16 protein-coding genes and 1 other RNA gene are annotated in these 20,946 nt (G+C 61.3%); 8 read left to right on the top strand and 9 right to left on the bottom strand.

Features of this window, described 5'->3' with window-relative positions; translation table 11 throughout:
• Positions 1 to 86 precede the first annotated feature (86 nt).
• Positions 87 to 1,265, top strand: a complete 1,179-nt coding sequence (locus tag E4P32_RS15785; RefSeq protein WP_116434899.1) for a pyridoxal phosphate-dependent aminotransferase — start codon at positions 87 to 89, stop codon at positions 1,263 to 1,265.
• A 77-nt stretch (positions 1,266 to 1,342) separates the two neighbouring features.
• Here E4P32_RS15785 and E4P32_RS15780 read toward each other — a convergent pair whose 3' ends face one another.
• Entirely contained in the window at positions 1,343 to 2,308 is a 966-nt protein-coding gene (locus E4P32_RS15780) for a transglycosylase SLT domain-containing protein (RefSeq protein ID WP_116434900.1), read from the bottom strand.
• Between the two features lie 462 nt (positions 2,309 to 2,770).
• Between E4P32_RS15780 and ubiD the strand changes: the two genes are divergently transcribed.
• Both ubiD and ffs read left to right on the top strand, forming a co-directional pair.
• Positions 2,771 to 4,255, top strand: a complete 1,485-nt coding sequence (gene ubiD / locus E4P32_RS15775; protein WP_116434901.1) for a 4-hydroxy-3-polyprenylbenzoate decarboxylase — start codon at positions 2,771 to 2,773, stop codon at positions 4,253 to 4,255.
• A gap of 97 nt (positions 4,256 to 4,352) precedes the next feature.
• An RNA gene (gene ffs, locus E4P32_RS15770) (signal recognition particle sRNA small type) lies at positions 4,353 to 4,451 on the top strand.
• A gap of 91 nt (positions 4,452 to 4,542) precedes the next feature.
• Here the strand turns inward: ffs and E4P32_RS15765 are convergent.
• The 8 genes from E4P32_RS15765 to E4P32_RS15730 all read right to left on the bottom strand — a co-directional run bounded on the left by E4P32_RS15765 (position 4,543) and on the right by E4P32_RS15730 (position 14,620).
• Positions 4,543 to 5,937 carry a heavy metal sensor histidine kinase gene (locus tag E4P32_RS15765; RefSeq protein WP_116434902.1) on the bottom strand — a complete coding sequence of 465 codons (1,395 nt, stop codon included), beginning with the start codon at positions 5,935 to 5,937 and terminating at the stop codon, positions 4,543 to 4,545.
• A complete protein-coding gene (locus tag E4P32_RS15760; protein ID WP_116434903.1) occupies positions 5,934 to 6,653 on the bottom strand; it encodes a heavy metal response regulator transcription factor in 720 nt (239 codons plus the stop codon). Before E4P32_RS15760 ends, E4P32_RS15765 begins: the two co-directional genes overlap by 4 nt.
• Positions 6,654 to 6,686: 33 nt before the next feature.
• The gene (locus E4P32_RS15755) at positions 6,687 to 9,857 is read right to left on the bottom strand and encodes an efflux RND transporter permease subunit (protein ID WP_116434904.1); all 3,171 of its coding nucleotides are present in this window, start codon (positions 9,855 to 9,857) and stop codon (positions 6,687 to 6,689) included.
• Positions 9,854 to 11,101, bottom strand: coding sequence for an efflux RND transporter periplasmic adaptor subunit (locus E4P32_RS15750; RefSeq protein WP_199525647.1), 1,248 nt, complete (start codon positions 11,099 to 11,101; stop codon positions 9,854 to 9,856). Before E4P32_RS15750 ends, E4P32_RS15755 begins: the two co-directional genes overlap by 4 nt.
• A gap of 34 nt (positions 11,102 to 11,135) precedes the next feature.
• Positions 11,136 to 12,647: an efflux transporter outer membrane subunit gene (locus tag E4P32_RS15745; protein WP_116434906.1), complete on the bottom strand. Its 1,512-nt coding sequence runs from the start codon at positions 12,645 to 12,647 to the stop codon at positions 11,136 to 11,138.
• A gap of 169 nt (positions 12,648 to 12,816) precedes the next feature.
• Positions 12,817 to 13,044 (bottom strand): hypothetical protein, encoded by a 228-nt coding sequence (locus tag E4P32_RS15740; RefSeq protein WP_135008754.1) that lies wholly within the window; start codon positions 13,042 to 13,044, stop codon positions 12,817 to 12,819.
• Positions 13,045 to 13,087: 43 nt separating this feature from the next.
• Positions 13,088 to 13,342, bottom strand: a complete 255-nt coding sequence (locus E4P32_RS15735; RefSeq protein ID WP_135008753.1) for a hypothetical protein — start codon at positions 13,340 to 13,342, stop codon at positions 13,088 to 13,090.
• A 174-nt stretch (positions 13,343 to 13,516) separates the two neighbouring features.
• Positions 13,517 to 14,620: a LacI family DNA-binding transcriptional regulator gene (locus E4P32_RS15730; RefSeq protein WP_116434909.1), complete on the bottom strand. Its 1,104-nt coding sequence runs from the start codon at positions 14,618 to 14,620 to the stop codon at positions 13,517 to 13,519.
• Positions 14,621 to 14,853: 233 nt separating this feature from the next.
• On the opposite strand from E4P32_RS15730, the gene E4P32_RS15725 reads away from it, so the two are divergent.
• The 5 genes from E4P32_RS15725 to E4P32_RS15705 are packed head-to-tail and all read left to right on the top strand — an operon-like array spanning position 14,854 to position 20,944.
• A complete protein-coding gene (locus E4P32_RS15725; RefSeq protein ID WP_116434910.1) occupies positions 14,854 to 15,879 on the top strand; it encodes a TRAP transporter substrate-binding protein in 1,026 nt (341 codons plus the stop codon).
• Positions 15,880 to 15,891: 12 nt separating this feature from the next.
• Complete coding sequence (locus tag E4P32_RS15720; protein ID WP_199525648.1) at positions 15,892 to 17,763, top strand: TRAP transporter large permease subunit; 1,872 nt, start codon at positions 15,892 to 15,894, stop codon at positions 17,761 to 17,763.
• Positions 17,764 to 17,811: 48 nt separating this feature from the next.
• On the top strand, positions 17,812 to 18,351 hold the full coding sequence (locus E4P32_RS15715) for a VOC family protein (protein ID WP_116434912.1): 540 nt from the start codon (positions 17,812 to 17,814) through the stop codon (positions 18,349 to 18,351).
• Positions 18,352 to 18,362: 11 nt separating this feature from the next.
• The gene (locus E4P32_RS15710) at positions 18,363 to 19,631 is read left to right on the top strand and encodes a ribulose-bisphosphate carboxylase large subunit family protein (RefSeq protein ID WP_116435309.1); all 1,269 of its coding nucleotides are present in this window, start codon (positions 18,363 to 18,365) and stop codon (positions 19,629 to 19,631) included.
• A complete protein-coding gene (locus E4P32_RS15705) occupies positions 19,628 to 20,944 on the top strand; it encodes a four-carbon acid sugar kinase family protein (protein WP_116434913.1) in 1,317 nt (438 codons plus the stop codon). Before E4P32_RS15710 ends, E4P32_RS15705 begins: the two co-directional genes overlap by 4 nt.
• The last annotated feature ends 2 nt before the right edge of the window (positions 20,945 to 20,946 follow it).

Here is a 20,946-nt window from a genome sequence, read left to right as displayed (position 1 = left end):
ATTCACGGCAGCGTGCGGCAAAGTTTTTGCAGACTTTCGCACTTGTTCGTTCTCGTTCGTTCCGCTTCGCCCTACCGCACACTCCCATGAGCTTTCACGATCTCGCCTCCCGCCTGCAAAACATCGCGCCCTTCCATGTGATGGAGTTGGCCAAGATGGCCGCTGCCCTGGAGCAACAAGGCAATCACATCATCCACATGGGCATCGGCGAGCCGGACTTCACAGCCGCGCCCGCCGTTGTTGCCGCCGCGACACAAGCGATGGCCGACGGCAAGATGCAATACACCTCGGCAACAGGTTTGCCGGCGTTACGAGAGGCGATCTCAGCCCATTATCAGCGCGTGTACGGGTTGGGCATCGCGCCGTCGCGAATTATCGTCACAGCGGGCGCCTCAGCGGCCCTGTTGCTTGCCTGTGCGGCGTTGGTGGAGAAGGGCGCTGAAGTATTGATGCCGGATCCGTCTTATCCGTGCAACCGCCATTTCGTCGCCGCCTTCGAAGGCAAGGCAAAATTGATCGAAAGCGGACCGGAACATCGATTCCAGTTGTCCGCGGGCATGGTGCAGGAACATTGGTCGACGGCAACCAAAGGCGTATTGCTGGCGTCGCCGTCGAATCCGACCGGCACCTCGATCCTGCCCGATGAGTTGAAGAAGATCGTCGACGTCGTGCGCGAGAAAAAGGGTTTCACCATCGTCGATGAAATCTATCAGGGCCTGTCGTATGAAGGCGCACCGTTCTCGGCGCTGTCGCTCGGTGAAGACGTCATCGTCATCAACAGTTTTTCCAAGTACTTCAACATGACCGGCTGGCGTCTCGGTTGGCTGGTGCTGCCCGAAAGCCTGGTGCCGCAAGTCGAGAAGCTGGCGCAGAATCTGTTCATCTGCGCTTCATCGATTGCACAGCATGCCGGCATCGCCTGTTTCGCGCCGGAGTCGATCGCGCTGTACGAAGAACGCAAGGCCGAATTCAAACGTCGCCGCGATTACATCGTGCCGCAACTCGAACGTCTCGGCTTCAAGGTGCCGGTGATGCCGGACGGCGCGTTCTATGTTTACGCCGATTGCAGCGCGCTCAGCGACGACGCCGATGCATTTACCATCGACATGCTCAACAAGGCCGGCGTGGTGCTGGTGCCGGGACTCGACTTCGGTCCGGCTACCGCGCATCGCTACATCCGCTTGTCGTATGCGACCTCGATGGAGAATTTGCAGGAAGCGGTACGGCGCCTGGAGAAATATCTGGCGGAGCGCAAGGCGGCGTAATTTGTTGAGAATTTCGTTTGAGTAGAAAATAAAAAAGGAGCCGCTTGGCTCCTTTTTTATTGGCGTTGCTGAAGTAATTACAGCGCGGCGATTTCTTCGGTCACGTTCGTGCCTTGCTTCTTCGGCGCTGCGGAAGCCATGTCGCCGACAGCGGTCGGCTTGGCTTGCACCGGCGCCGCTGGAGCGGCAGGACGTGGAGCCGGCTTGATCAGTGCGGTGGTGAAGATCGAGATGTTCTTGCCGACCGCGACTTCCTTCAGGTTCTGATATTCGGACAGGACCTTGAGGCCATAGCCGCCGTCGTTGTCCATTTCAGCTGCGCCCACGTAGCTCTTCAGGCCGGCTTCCACCGAACCGCCGCGCGTCACGTATTCTTTCAGGATCAGCGAACCGACCTTGATGTTGGCCACCGGATTGAGCGCTGCCTTGACGCCGCCCAGTTCCTGGAACTTGTCGTGATGGACCTTGGACATGACCTGCATCAGGCCTTGTGCGCCCATCGGGCTTTCCGCGAACGGATTGAAACGCGACTCGATCGCCATCACCGCCAGGATCAGCAGCGGATCAAGCTTGATGTCGCGTGCCGTCAGATACGCAGCCGAGACCAGCATGTCGGTGGCGTCGCCGGCAACGCGATAACGCTTGGACAGCCAGTTTGTCACCAGCTTCTGCTGACGCGGCGTGCCAAGAATCTTGCGCTCCTCATCGCTCAGCGGGATGGCGGCGGCTGCCGGTGCAGCGGCGGCAGTCAATGCCGGCGCCGGCGTATCCATCAGGTTGGTCAGTGGCGGCGCTTCTGGCGCTGCCTCTTCAACCTGGCCGTCCGAGAAGGGCGACAGGGCGATGATTTTGTCAGCGAAATCCGGGTTGAAGAACATCATGCCCAGAACGAACAGTGCAGCGATGCCGACCAGAGTCAGGACATAGTGTGCTGCGGTAAAAAAGCGACCGATGCGGCTTGGAATCGACTTCGCCCATTGCGCCGACTGATCAACCATATCCGAGGCGACACTTAACGGCGCCTCTATGGGTTGGTTTAACATTGAACCTCCTGAATGTTGCAAATTACATAGGGCAAAACCGGCCAAGAGTGAAAAACCGGATTACTGACTACATGCATCACAATCAAAAAACTGCCGTCGCAAGGCGTTACGGCAAGCTTGGGGCTGTTTGCGGTTACTGCAGGGCCGGTGGCTCCTGTGCAGTGCAAGACAACCATGTTCGGGGGAGAAGGCTGACGCCTTTTGACAACACTCCTTAAAATGTCAGTGGGACCCCGTTCCCGTGAAACCTTGTGAGCTGATTCGGGTTCCTGACCCGGCTCCTTTAATCAAGGTGGCCGAATTGTAGAAGCCACTTTATATCAAGTCAATACTAATAAACTGATTTAATATAACTTTTAAGTCTAATTTTTGGAGGGGTATACCGCCAAAAATCAATAGAATCAACCGTTTGCCCGGTCTACCTCACCTAAGGGCTGTGTTACAGAAATCCAGCGAAAAAAAATGAAATATACAGATTTACGCGATTTTATTTCGCAATTGCAACTTTCCGGCGAATTAAAACGTATCTCCACGCCGGTGTCTCCCTACCTCGAAATCACCGAAATCTGCGATCGCACCTTGCGAGCCTCAGGTCCGGCGCTGATTTTCGACAAGGTCGAAGGCAAAAATATCCCGGTCCTGGCGAATCTTTTCGGCACGCCGCGCCGTGTGGCGCTGGGTATGGGCGCCGAAGATGTCAGCGAATTGAGGCGCATCGGCCATTTGTTGGCGAAGTTGAAAGAGCCCGAGCCGCCGAAAGGCTTCAAGGACATCATGGGTCTCGGCACGCTGGTCAAGTCGCTGTGGGACATGGCGCCCAAGGAGCGCAGTTCGGCGCCGTGCCAGGACATTGTCTGGGAAGGCAACGACGTCGACCTCGACCGCCTGCCGATTCAGCATTGCTGGCCGGGCGACGTCGCCCCTCTTATTACATGGGGCCTGGTGATCACCAAAGGTCCCAACAAGAAGCGCCAGAATCTCGGCATCTACCGCCAGCAGGTCCTCGGCCGCAACAAGGTCATCATGCGCTGGCTGGCGCATCGCGGCGGCGCGCTCGACTTCCGCGAACACTGCATCGCCAACCCCGGCAAGCCGTACCCGATCGCCGTCGCACTCGGCGCCGATCCCGCTACTATATTAGGAGCCGTCACGCCGGTGCCGGACAGCCTGTCCGAATACCAGTTCGCCGGCCTGCTGCGCGGCAGCCGCACCGAGCTAGTCAAGGCCATCGGCAGCGAGCTGCGCGTGCCGGCGTCGGCCGAGATCGTGCTGGAAGGGCACATCTATCCGGACGAATCGCATCCCTCCGGCTACGAGCATGCGCTGGAAGGTCCTTATGGCGACCACACCGGTTACTATAATGAGCAGGACTGGTTCCCGGTCTTCACCATCGACCGCATCACCATGCGCCGCGATCCCATCTATCACTCGACGTACACCGGCAAACCGCCCGACGAACCAGCCGTGCTGGGCGTGGCGCTCAATGAAGTCTTCATCCCGCTGCTGCAGAAGCAGTTCAGCGAAATCACCGATTTCTACTTGCCGCCGGAAGGCTGCAGCTACCGCATGGCGGTGGTGCAGATGAAGAAGTCCTACGCCGGCCATGCCAAGCGCGTGATGTTCGGCGTATGGAGTTTCCTGCGCCAGTTCATGTATACCAAGTTCATCGTGGTGGTCGATGAAGACGTCGACATCCGTGACTGGAAGGAAGTGATCTGGGCCATCACCACCCGCGTCGATCCGGTGCGCGACACCGTGATGGTGGACAACACGCCGATCGACTATCTCGACTTTGCTTCGCCGGTCAGCGGCCTCGGCAGCAAAATGGGCATCGACGCCACCAACAAGTGGCCCGGTGAAACCAATCGCGAATGGGGCACCACCATCGCCATGACCGACGCAGTGAAGAAGCGCGTGGACAGCATCTGGGACGAGCTCGGGATTTAATGCAGATGAGTTGCGGCGCATTGGCGTGCGCCGCAATTTATCCTGTCTGCGCGAACAGCGCTCGCGCCGGCCGCGCAGATGAGGTACAATTCCTGCCGGCGGGCCCCTGCGCATTGTGGCATGGTCAACCTGGTCAGGTCGGGAACGAAGCAGCCACAGCCATTTCCTGCAAGTGCCGCAGACAAGGCTCGCCTCTTCCTTCTCAGGAAGCATTCCACAAGTCGCCGACGACGCAGTTCATTCTGTCGCCGATTCTCCTGTTTCAAATCCCAGATTTTGTAGATTAATTAAGCCGCTTTGCCGCCGACGGTAAATCCTATCGTGGTCTTGCCGCCTCTGCTGTTGGCGAACGCGGTGCCGCCGTGCATCAGCGCTATTGCCTTCACGATCGCCAGGCCGAGGCCGTGGCCGTGTACGCCGTCGAAGTCGCGACGCGCGCTGTCGACGCGGTAGAAACGGTCGAACAGGCGCGGCAAATGGCGCTGCTCGATCGGTTCACCCGGATTGGAAACGGCGACCTGCACGCGCTGTTGCACATCCTGCTGCTGCGCATCGATCGACACCGTGATGCGGGCGCCGGCCGGCGAATGCTGGATGGCGTTTTGCAGCAGATTGGTCAGCGCGCGACGGAACAGCGCAGTCTCGATCATCGACTTCGCATCGACGTCGCCGACTACTTCCACGCTCATCTGCATCTCGTCGAGCACGAACTCGAAGAACTCGATGGTCTTTTGCACCTCGTCGGCGATCGCCGTGTATACCAGGCTGGTGGCGGCTTCGCCCTGATCGCAGCGGGCCAGGAACAGCATGTCGTTGATGATCGACCGCAGTCGGTCCAGTTCTTCCAGATTCGACTGCAGCACGATCTCGAACTCCGGCGCGCTGCGTTCGCGCGACAAGGCCACCTGAGTTTCACCGATCAGGTTGGCCAGCGGCGTGCGCAACTCGTGCGCGACATCGGCGTTGAAGGCTTCCAGTTGCTTGTAGGCGTTTTCCATACGGTCTAACGCGCCGTTGAAAGCCTGCGCCAGATCCGACAATTCATCCGGCAGCGCCGAGACGGTGAGGCGTTCCGACAGGGTCTGCGGACTCAGGGTCTGCGCCTTGTCGGACATTTTCTTGAGTGGCTGCAAGCCGGCGCGCGCGATCCAGTAACCAAACAGGATCACCAGGAAAATCCCCGCCAGCGACAGCCCGATCATGGCCACCACGAAGGTGCGCAGCGTCTCGAAATAAGGTTCGGTGTCGACGCCGATGGTCAGGCGGATGGCGGGGCGGTCGAGATAGGCCGGCAACACCTTGGTCAGCGTGTGCATCGGGAATTCCTTGCCCTTGATGCGCAGGCGGCCGATGTTGTTGGGGTCGTAATCGAAGTCATGCAATTCGGCCAGGTCCTTGCCGTAGCTGAATTGCGGATCGTCGCTGAACACCCAGAAGCGCACCTTGCCGTCGGCCGGCGTCAGCGTGTCCAGCTTGGCCTGCACGCGCGCCCAGCGCTCCACCGTGCCGATGCGCGAGACCATGTATTCGATGTCATTGAAGGTCGTCACCAGGCCGTCGCGCTCGTGGCGCAACAACTCGTTCTTGACCACGGCATACAGCACGCCGCCGATCAGCGAAAAAATGACCAGCGCGGCGGCCGCGAACATCATGACCAGCCGCGCGATGATGGAATGCCTCATCCGTCTTCCCCGTCATGTTCATCATGTTCCGGCACGGCAGCTTCCGAAGCGCGCGGCTCCAGCACATAGCCCATGCCGCGTATCGTGTGCAGCAGCTTCTGGTCGAACGGGGCGTCGATCTTGGCGCGCAGGCGCTTGATCGCGACCTCGACGACGTTGGTGTTGCTGTCGAAATTCATGTCCCACACCAGTTCGGCAATCGCCGTCTTGGACAGGATCTCGCCCTGGCGCCGCGCCATGATCGCCAGCAGCGCGAACTCCTTGGCGGTCAGGTCGATACGCGTGTTGTTGCGGTAAGCCTTGCGGCTCAGCAGGTCGATCTGCAGGTCGCCGATGCGCAGTTGCGCCGGTTCCTGCGCACGGCCGCGGCGCGTCAGCGCCTGCAGGCGCGCCAGCAGTTCAAGGAAGGAAAACGGCTTGATCAGGTAATCGTCGGCGCCGTCGTGCAAGCCCTTGATGCGGTCTTCCACCCGATCGCGTGCGGTCAGCATGATCACCGGCGTCTGCTTGACCGTGCGCAGCGAACGCAGCACCGAGAAGCCGTCCAGCCCCGGCAGCATGACGTCCAGCACGATCACGTCGTAATCGTGCTGGATAGCCAGGTGCTGGCCGTCGATGCCGTTGGCGGCCAGATCCACGGTGCAACCCTGCTCGGTCAATCCCTTGCAGAGGTACTCCGCCATCTTGTGCTCGTCTTCGACGATCAGAATTTTCATTCCTGCTCCAAATACCGCGTTCATGGACATCAACTAGTGCGATTCTATTACAGGAGCGGCGCCGCCTTTGCGTGCTGCCTTACGCGCTGCGCGTGCTTCCTTCTTGTTCATGTACCAGTAATGCGCGCGATCCAGGTAGAGATACACCACCGGCGTCGTGAACAACGTCAGCGCCTGCGACAGCACCAGACCGCCGACCATTGCATAGCCGAGCGGACGGCGCAGCTCGGAACCGGCGCCGTGGCCCAGCATCAGCGGCAGGCCCGACAGCAGGGCGCACATGGTGGTCATCATGATCGGCCGGAAGCGCAGCAGACACGCCTGATAGATCGCTTCTTCCGGCTTCATGCCGTGTTGCCGTTCAGCCGTCAGCGCAAAGTCGATCATCATGATGCCGTTTTTCTTGACGATGCCGATCAGCAGGATGATGCCGATCAGCGCAATCACGCTGAGGTCGTAGCCGCCCGCCATCAGGATCAGCAGCGCCCCCACGCCGGCCGAAGGCAGCGTCGACAGGATGGTCAGAGGATGGATGTAGCTCTCATACAGCAGGCCCAGCACGATATACACCGCGATCAGCGCCGCCGCAATCAGGTAAGGCTGCGACGACAGCGAATCGCCGAAGGCCTTGGCCGTACCCTGGAACGCGCCCGACAAGGTAGTCGGCACGCCCATCTCGGCCTGCGCCTGGTTGATGGCGTCGACCGCTTCGCCCAGCGCCACGCCGTGCGCCAGGTTGAACGAAATCGTCACCGCCGGGAACTGGCTCTGATGGCTGATCGACAGATAAGCAGTCTTGGTCGTGTCGACCTTGATGAAGGTCGACAGCGGCACTTGCTGGCCGGTCAGCGGCGAGGTCAGGTAGAGCTTGTTGAACAGCGCCGGATCCTTTTGCAGTTCAGGCGTCACTTCCAGGATCACGCGATAGCTGTTCACTTGCGTGAAGTACTGCGCGACCTGGCGCTGGCCGATGGCGTCATAGATCGTGGCGTCGATCAGCGCCGGCGAAATGCCGAAGCTCGATGCACGCGCACGGTCGATTGTGATGGTCGCCGTCGCCGCCGAGTTTTGTTGATCTGAGGCGACGTCGGTGAGTTGCTTCAGACGGCGCATGCGATCCACCATTTTCGGCGCCCAGACATTGAGCTCATCGAGGTTGGAATCGGTCAGCGTGTATTGATACTGCGTACGTGACAAACGGCCGCCGACGTTGATGTCTTGGCTGGCCTGCATGAACAGGTTGACACCCTGGATCTTCGCCACTTGCGGACGCAGGCGCGTGATGATCTCGCTGGCGTCCAGCGTGCGGCCTTCGCTCTTCGGTTTCAGCGCAATGAAGAAGTTGCCGGTATTGAAGGTAGTCGAACCCGCGCTCATCGCGAAGCCGGTCACGTCCGGATCCTTGCGCACCACATCGGCCACTTGCAGCAGGCGGCGATGCATCGCGGTCGAGGAAATATCCTGCGCCGATTCGGCAAAGCCGGCGATCACGCCGTTGTCCTGTTGCGGGAAGAATCCCTTCGGAATGAAGATGAACAGCACTACGGTCACCGCAACGGTGGCGAGGAAACTCATCAGCGTGATGAACTGGTGACGCAGCACCAGATCGAGGCCGCGCTTGTAGCCGTTCAGCAGGGCGTCGAAGAAGCGCTCGAACAACTGGTACATCTTGCCGTGCTTCTCAGCGTGGCTGTTCTTCAGGAAGCGCGAGCACAGCATCGGCGTCAGCGTCAGCGAAATGATCACCGACACGCCGATGGTCAGCGTCACGGTCACGGCGAACTCGCGGAACAGACGGCCGACGATACCGCCCATCAGCAGCAGCGGGATGAACACCGCCACCAGCGACACCGAGATCGAGATGATGGTGAAGCCGATTTCGCTGGAGCCTTTCAACGCCGCTTCCATCGGCGACATGCCTTCTTCGACGTAGCGGTAAATGTTTTCCAGCATCACGATCGCATCGTCGACCACGAAGCCGACCGCGATCGTCAGCGCCATCAGCGACAGATTGTCGAGACTGTAGCCGACCAGATACATCACGGCGGCGGTACCCATGATCGCCAGCGGCACGGTGATGCTCGGGATCAGCGTCGCTGCGATGTTGCGCAGGAACACGAAGATCACCATCACCACCAGCGCAATCGTCAGGACCAGCGTGAACTCGACGTCTTCAACCGAGGCGCGGATGGTCTGGGTGCGATCGATCAGCGTATTGACGTGCACGCTGGCCGGGATCGCTGCGCGCAGGCGCGGCATCGCGGCCTTGATGCGGTCGACCGTTTCAATCACGTTGGCGCCCGGCTGCTTGGTGATCGCCAGCACGATGGAGCGGCCGTTGGTCAGCGTCGTGTCGGTCTCTGCGGCAGCGCCGGAGAATGCCCACGCGGCGATCTTCATGTTTTCAGGCGCATCGATCGCCACGCCGATGTCGCGCACGCGGATCGGTGCGCCGGCGCGGTAAGCCAGCACCATGTCGTTCCATGGATCGGCGCTCAGCAACTGATCGTTGGTGTAGACGGTAAAGCTCTGATGCGTGCCGTCAACCGTACCCTTGGGCTGGTTCACGGTGGTGGTGGCGATCACGCCGCGGATGTCTTCCAGGCTCAGGTTCAGCGTGGCCAGCTTGGCCGGATCGACCTGGATGCGCACGGCCGGTTTTTGCGCGCCGTTGACGTTGACCAGACCGACGCCGGAGATCTGCGAGATCTGCTGCGCCAGGATATTGTCGGCAAAGTCGCTGACCTGCGTCAGCGGCAGCGCATCGGATTGCACCGACATGATCATGATCGGCGAGTCGGCCGGATTGACCTTGCGGAAGGTCGGCGGATTCGGCAGGTTGGCCGGCAACTGGCCGGTCGAGGCGTTGATCGCCGCCTGCACGTCCAGCGCGGCGGCGTCGATGTTGCGGTTGAGATCGAACTGCAAGGTGATCTGGGTGCTGCCCAGCGCACTTTGCGAAGTCATTTGCGACAGGCCGGCAATCAGCGAGAACTGGCGTTCCAGCGGTTGCGCGACGTTGGAGGCCATGGTTTCAGGACTGCCTCCGGGCAAACTTGCGGAGACTTGAATCGTCGGGAAGTCGACCTGCGGCAGCGGCGCGACCGGCAGCAGCGGCCAGACCGCAACGCCGACCAGCAGGATAGCCAGCGCCAGCAGCGTGGTGCCGATGGGGCGCTTGATGAAGGTAGCGGACACACTCACTTTGCGGATCCTTTCGCAGCAGGAGCATTGGCAGGAGCATTGGCAGGAGCAGCAGAAGCAGCAGAAGCAGCAGAAGCGCCGGCGCCGTTGGCAGCCGCCTTGTTTTCAATCACGTGGCTGCCGGGTTTGAGCTTGTACTGACCGTCCAGCACGACACGTTGATTGACCTCGAGACCCTGGCTCAGCACCGCAATGGCGTCCTGGATGCGCGTGACCTTGACCGGCTGGATCGCCACCGTTTCGTCGGCCTTGACGATGTACACGTACGTGCCTTGCTGGTTGCGCTGGATCGCAGCGGCAGGCAGGGTCAGCGCCGGCGCATGGTCATCCATCTGCAGGTTGACGTTGACGTACTGGCCCGGCCACAGCGTGTGCTGCTGGTTGGTGAAGCGCGCCTTGAGCTGCACGGTGCCGCTGGTGGTGTCGATCTGGTTGTTGAGCAGGATCAGCGTGCCGGTCGCCAGCGGTTCATTGCTGGTGCGCGCGTAGGCGGTGACCTTCAACGGCTTGTGGCTGGAGAGCTGGGCGCGGTTGATGGCCGGCACAGCTTCTTCCGGCAAGGTGAATTGCACGGTGATCGGATCGATCTGGTTGATGATCACCAGGCCGTTGGCATCGGAGGCGTGGACGATATTGCCCGGATCGACCAGACGCGCGCCGACGCGGCCGCTGATCGGCGCGTTGATGGTGGTGTAGCCGAGCTGGACCTTGGCGTAGCTGATCTGCGCTTCATCGGTTTTGACGGCGGCTTCGAGCTGCGCCACCAGGGCCTTTTGCGTATCCAGTTGCTGTTGCGTGGCGGCGTCCTGCTGACGCAGCGTGGTGTAGCGTTGCAAGTCGATTTTTGCGTTCGTCAGCTGGGCCTGGTCACGCGCCTGTTGCGCCTGTACCTGCGCCAGTTGCGCCTGCAGCGCGCGCGGATCGATCTGCGCCAGCAACTGGCCTGCCTTGACGTCCTGGCCTTCGGTGAAGCCGACCTTGTCGAGCTGGCCGTCGATGCGCACCTTGACGACGACGCTGGCGTTGGCGGTCACGGTGCCGACGCCCGACAGGTAGAGCGGAATGTCGCGCTCCTGCACCTGCACGGTGGTGACGGAAATCGACGGCGCTTGTTGCGCCTGTTCCTTGGACGCGGCGACTGCGTCGGCGCGATGGAACAGCGACCAGGCGCCGCCGCCGATGGCGATCAGCACGGCAGCGGAAATCAACAGGGTGGAACGTTTTGGTGTCAAAGAAGTAGTCATGCTTTCACTCGCGAAATTGTTTTTATTGCTCGGCTTATTTGTCGGCTTTGTTGGCGGAGGTGGATGCCGCGGAAGCACTCACCTTGTCGATGTCGGCCACGGTCCAGCCGCCGCCGGTGGCCTTGATCAGCGCCACGCTGGCCACCAGCTGGCGACCCAGCAGGGTGACGGCGGTGCGCTGGTTGGTCAGCGAAGTCGCCTGCGTCGTCACGACCGCGATGTAGGTGGTGGTGCCGGCCTGGTACTGGCTCAGCGCCAGTCGCTCGGACAATTGCGCCGCCTTCACCGCCTGATCCTGCACCTGGCTTTCCTGATCCAGCACGCGCAGCGTCGACAGGTTGTCTTCGACTTCCTGCAAGCCGCCCAGCACGGTTTGTTTGTAGGTGGCGACGGCGCCGTCGAACGCCGCGGTGGCCTGGTCGTTGCGCGCGCTGCGGGCGCCGCCGTCGAACAGCACCACCGCCAGCGTGGCGCCGAGCGACCACACGCGGCTAGGCGTATCGAACAACTGCGAGAACGATACGCCGCTGTAACCGCCGGAGGCGCCCAGGGTCAGCGCCGGGAAATACGCCGCGCGCGCCACGCCGATGTTGGCGTTGGCGGCTGCGGCCAGACGCTCGGCGTTGGCGATGTCAGGACGACGTTCCAGCAGATCGGACGGCAGTCCGGTCGGCGTCGCCGGCATGCTGGCTTGCAATGCTGCGGCATCGGTAGTCAGCGGCGCCAGCGAGAATGCCGCCGGTGCCTTGCCGAGCAGGATGGCGATGGCGTGTTCCAGCTGGTTGCGGGTGGCGTCGAGGTCGATCAGCTGCGCCTGTGCCGCGCGCAATTGCGTTTCCGCCAGCGCGACATCGGAGCGCAACGCCACGCCCGCGTCATACTGATGCCGGGTCAGCTGGAACGAGCGCGTATAGGCAGCCACGGTGCGCGCGTACAAATCCTTTTGCAGATCAGTCACGCGCAATTGCAGGTAGTTCTGCGCCAGCGTCGCCTGGATGCTCAGACGCGCCGCGCCCAGGCTGGCCGCGCTGGCGTGGCTGGCTGCGTCGCCGTTTTCTACCGAGCGCCGCACGCGGCCCCAGATGTCTGCTTCCCACGAGGCGTTGAGACCGACAGCGTAGGTATCGGTCAGCCTGCTGCCGGCGGTCGGGCTGTTGGTCTGCGCCCGCGTAGGTCCAGCCGAGGCGCCGATGGTCGGCCACAGGCTGGCGCGTGCAATGGCGGCGGTGGCCTGGGCCTGGCGATATTGCGCTTCGGCAAGACGGATATTCTGATTGGCCTGGTTGGCTTGCTCGATCAGGCCGTTGAGCACCGGGTCGCGATACGCTTCCCACCAGCGCTGGTTGCTGTCGATCTGACCGGGCTCGGCCTTCTTCCACGGGCCTTGTTCCTTGTAGGCCGTGGGCAGGTCGAGTTGCGGGCGGACGTAGTCAGGACCGACCGCGCAGCCGCCGAGCAGCAGGGCCGTGGCGATGGCAGCGGCGGACAACAGGGGGGCTGGCTGGAATGCGGTGGAGCGGGGTGGCGATTTGGTGGTCGCTGTCATGGGTGGGTTTGGCGGCATGGTGGACGGCATTGCATTGAGCGGGCGATCAAAATGGAAATGTTGACGGACGGGAACTACGAATTGCGGACGGCCGTCGACACCTTTTTATACGGTGTTCACTTTATAGAGAGGCGGTCAACTGGAGGCTGACGGAAATATGACATTTCTGTCAGTTTCGGATTTGGCTAGCTTCGATCACGTGTTTGCGTTGCTGATGCTGTTCTTTCTTCGGACTACCGGGGTTGCCGGGGGCGGCCCGGCAGCCGCTTACTTTCTTTGCTTCGCCAAAGAAAGTAAGCAAAGAAAGGCGACCGCGATTCGCCGCCCCGCTGCGCGGGGTTCCCGTTGGCGCCGCACTCAAATCGGGAAGGGAAACAAACTCGCTGCGCTCAGACAAGTTTCCCTTCTTTTTCCGATTTGAGCACGTCACCAACGGCGACTCATAAGCGGAATTCTTTTTCCGGCTCGCTTCGCATTGCCTTGGGGGGCTCGCCTGCGGCATCGTGATTCTCATTCTTGGTTTTATTGGTAGCGGAGAACTGCGACCGTTGCTTCATCTCCGTCCCCTGGCGATGCGAAGCGAGCCAGTTTGGCCGTTCCGCTTGGAGCCAGCCGGTGATGCGATGCGAAAAATGGAAAAAGAGGGGAAACTTGTTTGAGCGAAGCGAGTTTGTTTCCCCTCCCATTTTTTGCATCGCAGCACCGGGAAGTCCGAAGGACCTGGATCCCGCGGTCGCCTTTCTTTGCTTACTTTCTTTGGCGAAGCAAAGAAAGTGAGTAGCCGCCGGGCTACCCCCGGCAGGGTTGATCGAAGAAAGGACAATTTAGGCTATCGACAAACAGAAGTCGGGACAATACGAGTACAAAAGCTACGGCAAATTCTCTCTCAACATCACACTAATCCTCACCGCCTCCACCCCCGCCAACGCCTCCTTCTTCTCCCGCAAATTCCCAAATATCCGCACACAATTCATGATCATGTTCTGCGGATGCTGCGTCAAAATCGCATCCACCGTCCCATCGATCAGCAGCCCCCGCGTATCCGGCGTCAGGCCATGCCCGATGAACACCACCTTCTGTTCGCGACCGCTTTCCCTGAGCGCGCGCCCGACGCCGTCCGACGCGCCGCCGATGTTATACATGCCGACCAGATCCGGATATTGCTCCAGCAGCGTGCGCGCCTGCTTGTAGTTGGTATCGGCGTCGTCATGCCCCTCGCGCAGACCGACCACCTGCAGATGCGGGAACATTTCTTCGAGCACATGCAGAAATCCCATCTCGCGCTCTTCATGACCGCGATAGCTGAGACTGCCGGCAATCATCGCCACCTTCATCGGCTTGGCCTTGGCACTACCTGCGCCGCCGAGAAAACGGCCCAGCAAATAACCTGCCGTACGTCCCGCCGCCCGATTGTCCATGCCGACATAAGCCGCACGGCGTGAATTCGACAAGTCCGAAATCAACGTCACCACCGGGATGCCTTCTGCCACCAGCGTATTGACCGCCTCACGCACCAGCGGATGTTCGAGCGCCATGAAGGCCACGCCGTCGGCCTGGCGGCCGTAGTGCAGCAGGCGCTTGGCCAGCACGCTGGGGTTGAAGCCTTCAATGTGATGGCATTTGCATTTCACATTGAACGGCGCCAGCTGCTCCTCGGAAAACGCAATGTAGTCGCCCAGCATCTGCATGAAACGATTGCTCTGCGGCGGCAGCAAGAACACCAGCCGCATCGGCTTCGGCTGCATCGCCTTGTACAGATCGGCTTCCGGCAGATAGTCGAGTGCGGCGGCTGCCTTCAGGACTTTTTGCATGGTTGCGGCGCGCACGCCGGGACGCTGGTTGAGTACGCGGTCGACTGTGGCAGTGGAGACGCCGGCGGCGCGCGCGATGTCGGTCACGCGGGCGCGGCCACCTTCGTTGATGCCTTCGTTGATGCCATCGGCCGACAAGCGGGGATCAGGGGAAAATGCCATAGCGGGATATTTTATGTTTACATCAAAAACCATCATGAAATCGCTTTGACCGCAGCAGATTCAAAGCCTATTCTCTGCAAAAAGCAAACGAGACAAATCAAATAACATCAAGAATATACAAGGAGACAGCCCGGGCGGAAAACCTTTTTTTCGCTGCATCGACGCGCTGGTCTTCGCTACCCGAACAGAATCTGCACGCCATCAACGACCTATAAAAATCCAGGAGATACGCAATGCACGCCATGACCCGCCGCCACTTTCTGAAGACCGCTTCGGTCGCCTCGGCCGCCGCCGCGACCGGACTCTACGCAGGCTCGGCCAGCGCCGCTGCTGAATTCACGCTGAAGTACGGCAACAACCTGCCGATGACGCATCCGATGAACGTGCGCGCCAAGGAAATGGCTGCCAAGATCGCCGCCGAGTCCAAGGGCCGTGTCGACTTCCAGGTCTATCCCAACGGTCAGCTCGGCACCGACACCGACATGCTGTCGCAAGTGCGCGCCGGCGCCATCGACTTCTTCACCATCTCGCCGGAAGTGCTCGGTACGCTGGTGTCGGCCGGCCAGATCAGCGGCGTCGGTTTTGCCTTCAAGGATTACAGCCAGGTGTGGGCAGCAATGGACGGCGACCTCGGCACCTACGTGCGCAAGCAGATCGCTGCGACGACCTCGCTGTTCGCGTTCGAGCGCTGCTGGGACAACGGCTATCGCCAGGTCACCACCAGCACGCGTCCGATCACCAAGCCGGAAGACTTCAAGGGCATGAAGCTGCGCGTGCCGCCGAGCCCGCTGGCGACCTCGCTGTTCCGCGCGTTCGATGCGGCGCCGACCAGTATCAACTTCGCCGAGGTGTATTCCGCGCTGCAGACCAAGATCGCCGAAGGCCAGGAGAACCCGCTGGCAGTGATCTCCACCGTCAAATTCTATGAAGTGCAAAAGTATTGCTCCATGACCAATCACGTGTGGAGCGGCTTCTGGTTCATGGGCAACAAGAAGTCGTTTGAACGCATGCCAAAAGAGCTGCAAGAGATCGTGACGCGCAACGTCAACGAAGCCGGCCTCAAGCAACGCGTCGACGTCAAGGCGCTCAACGAGTCTCTGGTGGCCGACATGAAGGGCAAGGGCATGCAGTTCAACGATACCGACAATGAAGCCTTCCGCACCAAGCTGCGCGCTTCCGGCTTCTACACCGAGTGGCACAAGAAGTTCGGTCCCGAGGCGTGGGCGCTGCTGGAAAAGTACACCGGGAAGCTCGCGTAAATGGAAGCAGTAATGAATTACGCCACGCCATTGCCGACCAACCCGCTGGCGCGTTTGCTGGCGGGCGTCAATCGTGGCGTGATGCACGTTGTCGCCGCGGTTGCTGCGGCGCTGGTGGTGGTGGAAACCGGCGTGCTGCTGGCCGGCGTGATCTACCGCTATGCGCTGCACGATCCGCTGATCTGGTCGGACGAACTGGCCTCGACGCTGTTCATCTGGCTGTCGATGCTGGGTGCAGTATTGGCGCTGGACCGGGGCGAGCACATGCGCCTGACGGCCATCGTCAACAAGCTCTCCGACAAATGGCGCGTCTGGCTGGAAACGGTGGCCGCGCTGATCGTCTGCATCTTTGTCCTGATGATCATCCATCCTGCGGTCGACCACGCGTCGGAGCAGATGGCGATCACGACGCCTGCATTGGAAATCCCCGACGGCCTGCGCGCAGCGGCTTTGCCGGTGGGCGCCATCCTGATGTTCCTGGCGGCGATTGCCCGCATGGCGAGTCGCTCCAGCATCAGGCAGGTGCTGTCCGCTGTAGCCGTTGTCGCCGTGATCGGCGCTGTGCTGTGGATCAGCAAGCCGGCCTTGTTGGCCATGGGCAACTACAACCTGATCGTGTTCTTCGTGGTGCTGATCGGCGCTTGTGTGGCGGGTGGTATTCCGATTGCGTTTGCGTTTGGTACGGCGACGATGGCGTATCTGACCATTGCTACAGGCGCACCGATGATGATCGTGGTCAGTCGTATGGATGAGGGCATGTCCAGCCTGATCCTGTTGTCGGTGCCGCTGTTCGTCTTGCTAGGCTCGCTGCTGGAAATCAGTGGCCTTGCCAGGACGCTCATCGATTTCATGGCGGCTTTGCTGGGCCATGTACGTGGCGGCTTGCAATACGTGCTGCTGGGCGCGATGTTCCTGGTGTCGGGCATTTCCGGTTCCAAGGCCGCCGACATGGCCGCGATTGCGCCGGCGCTGTTCCCGGAAATGAAGAAGCGCGGCTCCAAGCCGGAAGAACTGGTGGCCTTGCTGTCGTCCTCCGGCGCCATGACCGAAACGATTCCGCCTAGCCTGGTGTTGATCACCATCGGCGCGGTATGCAGCGTATCCATCACGGCCTTGTTCATCGGCGGCCTGATGCCTGCGGTGATCGCAACAATTGCGATCGGCATCGTCTGCTGGTTCCGCGCTCGTCGCGAACCGATGCCGGATGTGAAGCGCGCCACCATCGGCGTGATCGGCAAGACATTGATCGCGGCGATTCCTGCACTGGCCTTGCCGATGCTGATCCGCGTGGCCGTGATTGAAGGCGTGGCTACTGCAACCGAAGTCGCAACGATTGGCGTCGCGTACACCATCGTGGTCGGCCTGGTCATGCATGCCTTCATGAAGCATATCGACTTCAAGCGCATCTATCCGATGCTGGTGGAAGCGGCGACCTTGTCGGGCGCAATCCTGCTGATCATCGGCATGGCCACCTCGATGGCCTGGGCGCTGACGCAGTCGGGCTTCTCGGCCAAGCTGGTGTCGCTGATGCAGGGCGTGCCGGGCGGCGGATTCGGTTTCCTGCTGATCACGATCGTGATCTTCATCGTGCTGGGCAGCATCCTGGAAGGCATCCCGGCCATCGTGCTGTTCGGACCGTTGCTGTTCCCGGTGGCCCGCTCCCTGGGCATCCATGACGTGCACTACGCCATGGTGGTGATCCTGGCGATGGGCATCGGCTTGTTCGCTCCACCGTTCGGCGTCGGCTTCTATGCCGCCTGCGCGATCGGCAAGGTGTCGCCGGACAAGGTCTTCAACCGCGTGTGGGGCTATCTGGCTGCGCTGGTGGTTGCCTTGCTGGTGGTGGCTGCGGTGCCGTGGATTTCGATCGGCTTCCTGACGTAAAAAATCTGGCAATTATTCAAACGAAACAAACGAAAAAAGAGGTGAGCAATGAGCCGTTTTCTGGGTGAGATCAAACAACTGGGCTACGTCGTCGAAGACATACAGGCCGCGATGAAATACTGGAGCGAAGTGCTGGGCGTGGGTCCCTGGTACTACATGGAGCGCGTGCCGCTGAAGAACTATCGTTACAAGGGCGAGCTGCAGGACATTCATTCCTCGGTGGCGCTGGCCAACTCCGGCAACGTGCAGGTGGAACTGATCCAGCAGCGCAACGATGCACCGTCGATGTACCAGGATTTCCTCAAGGCCGGCCGAACCGGCTTGCAGCATCTGGCCTACTGGACCGAAGACTTCGACAACGATCTTGCACGCCTGCTGGAAAAAGGCTGGAAGGTCGGCATGAGCGGTGAAGTCGGCGAGCGCGGTCGCTTCGTCTATTTCGAAACCGAATTCCATCCCGGCACCGTGATCGAACTGTCGGAAATCGCCGGCCCCAAGGGCACGGTGTTCCGCATCATCCGCGAGTCGGCGGAAAACTGGGACGGCAGCGATCCGGTGCGCACCTTCCCCGACCTGAGCAAGATGTGATGGCGGCAGCGATGGACAACAATCGTTTCTACGCCGACTACCTGATCGAAACGCCGCTCGACCCATCGCAGGTCGCCGAGGTCATGGCGGGCGAACAATCCTGCGGCACTTTCGTGCGTGTACAGGGCGAGACCGAGCAGTTGCGCGAACGCGCGCGCGCCGTCGTGGTGTCGGTGGAAGAGATCGACAGCGTGGCGACGCCGAGCCTGCCCAACGCCTGGCAGCAACGCCAGAACATGCAGGGCCCTTGGCGTCGCGCCAAGGTGAAGATTTCCTTCCCGATCGACAATGTCGGCGCCAACCTGCCGACGCTGGCGGCGACCGTCGCCGGCAACTTGTTCGATCTCGGCGAAGTCACCGGCATGCGACTGCTGTCGCTGTCGTTGCCGGAACATTACCGTCGCCAATTCGACATGCCGCGCCACGGCATTGCCGGCACGCGCAAGCTGACGGGAATGCCGCAAGCGCCGCTGCTGGGCACCATCATCAAGCCCAACGTCGGCCTCAGCGCCGTCCAGACCGGCGAACTCGTCACGCAGCTGTGCGAAGCCGGCGTCGACTTCATCAAGGACGACGAAGTCTGCGCCAACCCGGTTCATGCGCCGCTGGAAGAGCGTGTGCGCGAAGTCATGAAACGCGTGCGCGCGTATCAGGACAAATCCGGCCGCCGCGTCATGGTGGCGTTCAACATCACCGACGAGCTCGACGCCATGCGTCGTCATGCGGATCTGGTCGAGCGCGAAGGCGGCAGCTGCATCATGGTCGGGCTCAACTGGTGCGGCTTCTCGGCGCTGCAAAGCCTGCGTCGCAGCAGCGGCCTGGCGATCCATGGCCACCGCAACGGTTTCGGCATGATGTCGCGCCAGCCGGCGCTGGGCATGTCGTTCTCGGCATATCAAAGCCTGTGGCGCCTGAGCGGCGTCGATCATTTGCACGTGCATGGGCTCGACGGCAAGTTCTCCGAATTCAATGACGAAGTAGTGCAGTCGGCGCGCGATTGCCTGACGCCGATGGCGGCGGGCGATGAAGTGATGCCGGTGTTTTCCTCCGGGCAATGGGCGGGCACGGTGCCGGCGACCTTTGCGGCGGTCAACAGCACCGACGTGATCTTCCTCTCGGGCGGCGGTATCCTCGCGCACCCGGACGGCGCCACGGCCGGCGTCGCCAGCCTGCGCCAGGCCTGGGAAGCGGCACGCGACGGCGTCAGCCTGCAGGAACGCGCACGCCAGTCGCCGGAGCTGCAACGCGCGCTCGACTTCTTCGGGCCGCGTCTGAAATGAGCGAAGGGCATCGTCCGCGCGTCTGCTTTTACGGCGACGATTTCACCGGCGCCACCGACACACTGGCGACGGCGACCGAAGCCGGCTTGCGCAGTCTGCTGTTCCTGCGCGTGCCGGACCGGCGTCAGCTGGAGGCAGCCGGCGAACTGGATTGCCTGGGCATCGCCGGCGCCGCACGTTCGATGGAGCCGGATGAAATGCGTGAAGAACTGGAACCGGTCGCGCGGTTTTTTGCCGGCTTGCAGCCGCCGGTGACGCACTACAAAATCTGTTCAACCTTCGACAGCGCGCCGCATGTCGGCAACATCGGCACGGCCTTGTCGGTATGGCGGCAACACATCGCCAACGACTTTGTCCCCATCGTCGGCGGCCAGCCGAATCTGCAACGCTACTGCCTGTTCAGCAACCTGTACGCTGCAGTCAATGGCGGCGGTGAGGTGTTCCGCATCGATCGCCATCAGACCATGCGCAATCATCCGGTGACGCCGATGCATGAAGCTGACATGCGCGTCCATCTGGCGGCGCAAGGCATGACGGTGGCTGCAATCCATGCCCCGGCTTATGCGAAGGATACGGCGCAACTGGATGGGGAAGTGGAGCGGATAGCGCAAGCGCATCCCGACGCCGTGCTGTTCGACGTCGGCGACGCGGCGCATCTGCCGCTGATCGGCCGGCAGATATGGCGGCGTGCGCAAGCACAGCCTTTGCTGGCGATCGGCGCCAGCAGCGTAGTGCAAGCCTTGTGCACTCATTGGCGCGAACAAAAAGAGTTGCCTGCACCGTTGGCTGATACGACGCGCATCGCCCCGGCGGAAGGCGCCGTGTTCGTGCTGGCCGGCAGCCTGTCGCCGGTCACGGCGCGCCAGGTGGCGGCAGCGACCTCTTACGAGCGCATCACACTGGATGCACGCCGATTGATCGAAGGCGACCAGACTTATGTCGACACCATGCTGTTGCGCGTTGCGCAGCATCTGAACAACGGCAGCCACGTGCTGGCGTGCACCGCCGACGGCGCCCACCTCGACGGTGAACACGTGTCGTTGCGGCTGGCGCGGGCGAGCGGGGATTTTCTGCAGCGCTTGCTGCCGATGACCGCGGTGCGCCGCATCGGCGTGGCCGGCGGCGATACGTCAAGCCATGCATTGAAGGCGCTCGACATCTGGGGCCTGTCTTATCTCGGCAAGTTGTCGCCGGGCGTCGCGCTGTGCCGCGCGCATGCCGACGGCGCGCGCGAGGAGGGCATTGAACTGATGCTCAAGGGCGGTCAGATGGGCGGCGAGGATTTGTTCGAACGACTGGCGAACGGTATTTAGCT

Origin of the sequence: Herbaspirillum sp. 3R11 (assembly GCF_004563925.1) — a bacterium.
Classification (GTDB): Bacteria; Pseudomonadota; Gammaproteobacteria; order Burkholderiales; family Burkholderiaceae_D; genus Herbaspirillum.
This window is presented reverse-complemented; position numbering and strand designations above follow the sequence as displayed.

Excerpts from the sequence above, each read along its gene's own strand:
- E4P32_RS15760 (WP_116434903.1), bottom strand. The coding sequence starts at position 6,653 with ATGAAAATTCTGATCGTCGAAGACGAGCACAAGATGGCGGAGTACCTC.
- E4P32_RS15735 (WP_135008753.1), bottom strand. The coding sequence starts at position 13,342 with ATGCAAAAAATGGGAGGGGAAACAAACTCGCTTCGCTCAAACAAGTTT.
- E4P32_RS15750 (WP_199525647.1), bottom strand. The coding sequence starts at position 11,101 with ATGACTACTTCTTTGACACCAAAACGTTCCACCCTGTTGATTTCCGCT.
- E4P32_RS15705 (WP_116434913.1), top strand. The coding sequence starts at position 19,628 with ATGAGCGAAGGGCATCGTCCGCGCGTCTGCTTTTACGGCGACGATTTC.
- E4P32_RS15765 (WP_116434902.1), bottom strand. The coding sequence starts at position 5,937 with ATGAGGCATTCCATCATCGCGCGGCTGGTCATGATGTTCGCGGCCGCC.
- E4P32_RS15720 (WP_199525648.1), top strand. The coding sequence starts at position 15,892 with ATGAATTACGCCACGCCATTGCCGACCAACCCGCTGGCGCGTTTGCTG.
- E4P32_RS15715 (WP_116434912.1), top strand. The coding sequence starts at position 17,812 with ATGAGCCGTTTTCTGGGTGAGATCAAACAACTGGGCTACGTCGTCGAA.
- E4P32_RS15780 (WP_116434900.1), bottom strand. The coding sequence starts at position 2,308 with ATGTTAAACCAACCCATAGAGGCGCCGTTAAGTGTCGCCTCGGATATG.
- E4P32_RS15745 (WP_116434906.1), bottom strand. The coding sequence starts at position 12,647 with ATGACAGCGACCACCAAATCGCCACCCCGCTCCACCGCATTCCAGCCA.
- E4P32_RS15730 (WP_116434909.1), bottom strand. The coding sequence starts at position 14,620 with ATGGCATTTTCCCCTGATCCCCGCTTGTCGGCCGATGGCATCAACGAA.
- E4P32_RS15785 (WP_116434899.1), top strand. The coding sequence starts at position 87 with ATGAGCTTTCACGATCTCGCCTCCCGCCTGCAAAACATCGCGCCCTTC.
- ubiD (WP_116434901.1), top strand. The coding sequence starts at position 2,771 with ATGAAATATACAGATTTACGCGATTTTATTTCGCAATTGCAACTTTCC.
- E4P32_RS15725 (WP_116434910.1), top strand. The coding sequence starts at position 14,854 with ATGCACGCCATGACCCGCCGCCACTTTCTGAAGACCGCTTCGGTCGCC.
- E4P32_RS15710 (WP_116435309.1), top strand. The coding sequence starts at position 18,363 with ATGGACAACAATCGTTTCTACGCCGACTACCTGATCGAAACGCCGCTC.